At 38.1% G+C, this 3,571-nt stretch carries 4 protein-coding genes; 3 read left to right on the plus strand and 1 reads right to left on the minus strand.

The features are described 5' to 3' along the window. Positions 1 to 285: 285 nt before the first annotated feature. Entirely contained in the window at positions 286 to 1,389 is a 1,104-nt protein-coding gene (locus AC3DU7_RS28660; RefSeq protein ID WP_488042657.1) for a DM13 domain-containing protein, read from the minus strand. 215 nt (positions 1,390 to 1,604) lie between these two features. Here AC3DU7_RS28660 and AC3DU7_RS28665 point away from each other — a divergent pair, with 215 nt between their 5' ends. Genes AC3DU7_RS28665 through AC3DU7_RS28675 form a run of 3 tightly spaced genes read left to right on the plus strand, consistent with a single transcriptional unit; the run spans position 1,605 to position 3,556 of the window. Continuing rightward, the gene (locus AC3DU7_RS28665; RefSeq protein ID WP_488042658.1) at positions 1,605 to 1,928 is read left to right on the plus strand and encodes a hypothetical protein; all 324 of its coding nucleotides are present in this window, start codon (positions 1,605 to 1,607) and stop codon (positions 1,926 to 1,928) included. 17 nt (positions 1,929 to 1,945) lie between these two features. Continuing rightward, complete coding sequence (locus AC3DU7_RS28670; RefSeq protein WP_488042659.1) at positions 1,946 to 3,154, plus strand: ImmA/IrrE family metallo-endopeptidase; 1,209 nt, start codon at positions 1,946 to 1,948, stop codon at positions 3,152 to 3,154. Positions 3,155 to 3,169: 15 nt separating this feature from the next. Continuing rightward, positions 3,170 to 3,556, plus strand: a complete 387-nt coding sequence (locus tag AC3DU7_RS28675; protein WP_488042660.1) for a PIN domain-containing protein — start codon at positions 3,170 to 3,172, stop codon at positions 3,554 to 3,556. The last annotated feature ends 15 nt before the right edge of the window (positions 3,557 to 3,571 follow it).

Genomic DNA, 3,571 nt, shown 5'->3' on the forward strand with positions numbered 1-3,571 from the left:
GTAGCGATCGCTCTATTTGACATACGCTATATATAGTGTCTTTGCGTAAGTCCTGTAAATATCAAAGTATTAACATATGTGGGTTTGAATAATTTTAAGAACTGAAAAGATAGCAGCTTTTAGGTGGATGAAGGGGAAAAAGTAAGGATTTGGGGTAATGATGAATGACTACCTTTTCTACAACTTCCCGTTCATCCTAACTCTTAACTACTGCCTACTCCCTACCCTAACAAAAAGACTAGTGAAGCGCAAACCCTATTTATAACTGTTCAACCGGACATGATGTCATTTAAGTTTTGCTGACCCGAAAGTGACATCAAATTTTTCACACCAGACCACAACATTTGGATAATCTTGCCAATTTATTCCTTCTGGAATGTCATAAATTTGTTCTCCTGTAAAACTTTTTAAATCTCCCAAACGCACATAATTTTCTGCTGTATAACTTCCCGGACTATTTTCTTTATGTAATAACAATTTTACTGCCGGACCTTCAATAGCAGAAAAATTGTCCGCTAACCGCACTTGAGTTTTACTACCTGATTGAATAATTTCTGCTGTACCTTCCGTATCTTCCCCCGGAGTAATAGTTACAAATTCTCCAAAAGCTAAAACCTTATTTGTCTGAGCTAAAGTTGGATAATTAGAAATAGAAGCAACAATTATTTCTGGAGATAAAGTTTGAGATTGTGCATCTGGACAAACTTGATTTTGCCAATCACATTTATATAAATGTTTTTCTTGCCAACTCAGAGAAATTTCTAACAAATCCCGACTTCCTGTGATTCCTTGTCCTAAAAATACTAGAATTGCCAAACAGTTCAAAGCAGTATGAATTTTGCGCCATTTGTGAGTTCTATCTTTATATATTTCCGGCACAATAGCCAAAGAAAAAATCATCAACATTGAAGCGATTAAACCATAATAAAAGTGAGAAACCTGCCACTCAAAATCGCGTCGATAAACACCATCTTGAAAACCTAAAATTACGATACCTGCTCCGGTTAAAGTAGCAAATATTCCTCGCCATAATTTAGTTTTAGCTTGATAAAGAAATACCAGAGAAGCAACTGTAACAATAAAGATAGTTACTATTAATATTGCTAGGGTCATATTTTCACTTTTAAAGTCTTTAAAAATACCCTTGAAATAAATCGAATAAGCAATAGCAACTAAAGTTATTCCAACAACGGAACCAGTTAACCAATTACCAATTTTTCGATGTTCCGGTCCTACCATTGGAGGAATTTTACTTTTACCTTTATCAGCAGTTTGTAGCCTTCGTTGACGAGCTTGCCAAGCGAAGTTTAGCACTATACCAATAATTGGGAAAACCACTACAACTGCCAATGCAGGATGTATTAATCCGGCAATATCCTTTGCATTCATAATTTACCTCTTAGATAGAACTTTACATATTATATTTAAGCAGTTTGAGTCTCGGTTAAATTATTTTTTGCTGAAAATTTTATAAAAATTAGATGTTAGTGTGATAGTCCACACCGTAAACGTCAGCAACCAATTCAGTGTGGGTACTGTTCCTCTTGCATTTTGAGAAAGCAATCTCTTGCTGCTTCAAAATAGAAGATAAAACTCGCTATGTAGTGCCTCATGGAAAACGCCCTAAAGCAGACCCAACCTTATATTTTCGCAATATGGTTGCCCAGGTTCGTACTTTCCACGACCTACTCACTACCTCTAATAAAATCCATATTCAGTGGGAAACTCTGACTAGAGAATTTCCAATATTAGACGATATAGTAGACCGCACTGCTGAAACAGAAAATCTATCTCCTGCTGATATGCAAAATCTTCTACTCAAACTATATCAAACTGATATTTCTGAATGGAATATGGTAAAATCTAGAATAGAAAGTGATTTCTTGGATAGACATATATCAGACATTCAAAAGATTTTCATTACATAAAGTTGAGAGACAATACCATGACTAACAATGTCCTTGACCACATCGATCTACGAAAGTTAGGAGAACTCCTCCAACAAGCTCGTAATAAATGCGGTATGACTCAAGAGTCGGCAGCAAAAGTCATTAATACTGCAAGGACTACAGTGGTTGCTATTGAAAAAGGAGAACGCCGTCTGAAGGCAACCGAACTAATCAAACTTGCCCGTACTTACGGAATATCCGTCAGTGATTTTGTGCGCGATCGCCCAGTGGTTCAACCTTTTAAGGTGCAGTTCCGGGCAACTTATCGGCAAAATGAAGTACAAAAATCTCAGATTGAATCTGTAATTGAGCAATGGGAAGAGTTGTGTAGGTATTACCTAGAACTTGAGGAGATTATGAATGCACCACTTCCACAAAACTATCCTCGTGAGTATGAGGTGAGTAAGATGCCAATAGAGCGTACTGCCGAAGCTATTGCAGTTGAAGAACGTCAACGACTAGGAGTTGGGGACGGACCAATACCTTTACTCAGGCATACCTTGGAGCAGAGTGTCGGACTTCGTATTTTTTACTTGAAAATGCCATCAAAATATTCGGAGGTCTATACTTACGATGAAAAGCTTGGCGGGTGTATGGCAATTAATGCTAATCATCCAGAAGAACGAAGACGTTGGTCTCTAGCACATGGATATCTACATTTTCTAGCTCACCGACGTAAGTCTGTAGTTGACTTAATTGAGGGGCAATACAAAAGGATGCCGGAAAGTGAGCGACTTGCTGAAGCTTTCCCAAAGTATTTCCTGATGCCAACGAGTGGTTTACTAAAGCGGTTTAATGATATGTGCCGTGAAAATAAAAATCAAAAGTTTACACCGACTAATTTATTTACTCTAGCTCATTATTACGGTGTGTCTGTGGAAGCTCTAACTTATCGGTTAGAAGAAATGGAACTTCTGCCTTCTGGAACTTGGGAGAGATTGCGAGACCGTGGCTTAAAAGTGAGAAAGGTACAGGAGGAACTTGGTTTAGAAGCAATTCCCCAACGTACCGATATGACACCAGTTCATTATCAACATCTGGCTATTGAAGCACTAGACCAAGGTCTAATTACGGAAGGTCGCTTTGCAGATTTTCTCAATGTTGATCGACTAGAAGCTCGTCGTATTGCCAACATATTGCGAGAATATTCCAGTGGAATAATGGAGAAAGCTACTGATATAAATTTACGCGAAGTGCAGGAATGAGGGAGGTTAAATCAAATGATGAAAATTGATCGTTCCCACCTTCTTCTTGACGCTTGTTGTATCCTGAATTTTTGGGCATCGGGTCATCTGATGGAGATTTTGAAGGCTATTCCAGCTCAAGTTGCAGTGACTCAAGTTGTACTGGAAGAAGAATTACAAATTCTCCAACGTTTGAAAAATGAAGGGGATAAAAGTGCTATTCAGTTTGAGAAAGCCATTAACCAGGAGATAATTAAAACTGTAGACTTTGACTCAGACGCAGAGGCCGAAACATTTGTGAATTATCTGACCAATAATCTTGATGATGGTGAGGCACTAACTTGCGCGATCGCCTTTCATAGACAATGGGCGATCGCCACCGATGATAAGAAAGCAATATCATTTACAGCGCTTTTCATTTGAGTAGACCACAAAATT

The sequence above is a fragment of the Okeania sp. genome (genome assembly GCF_983059655.1).

Bases quoted from the DNA above. Each gene is read 5' to 3' on its own strand.
- AC3DU7_RS28670 (WP_488042659.1), top strand. From the start codon at position 1,946: ATGACTAACAATGTCCTTGACCACATCGATCTACGAAAGTTAGGAGAA.
- AC3DU7_RS28660 (WP_488042657.1), bottom strand. From the start codon at position 1,389: ATGAATGCAAAGGATATTGCCGGATTAATACATCCTGCATTGGCAGTT.
- AC3DU7_RS28675 (WP_488042660.1), top strand. From the start codon at position 3,170: ATGATGAAAATTGATCGTTCCCACCTTCTTCTTGACGCTTGTTGTATC.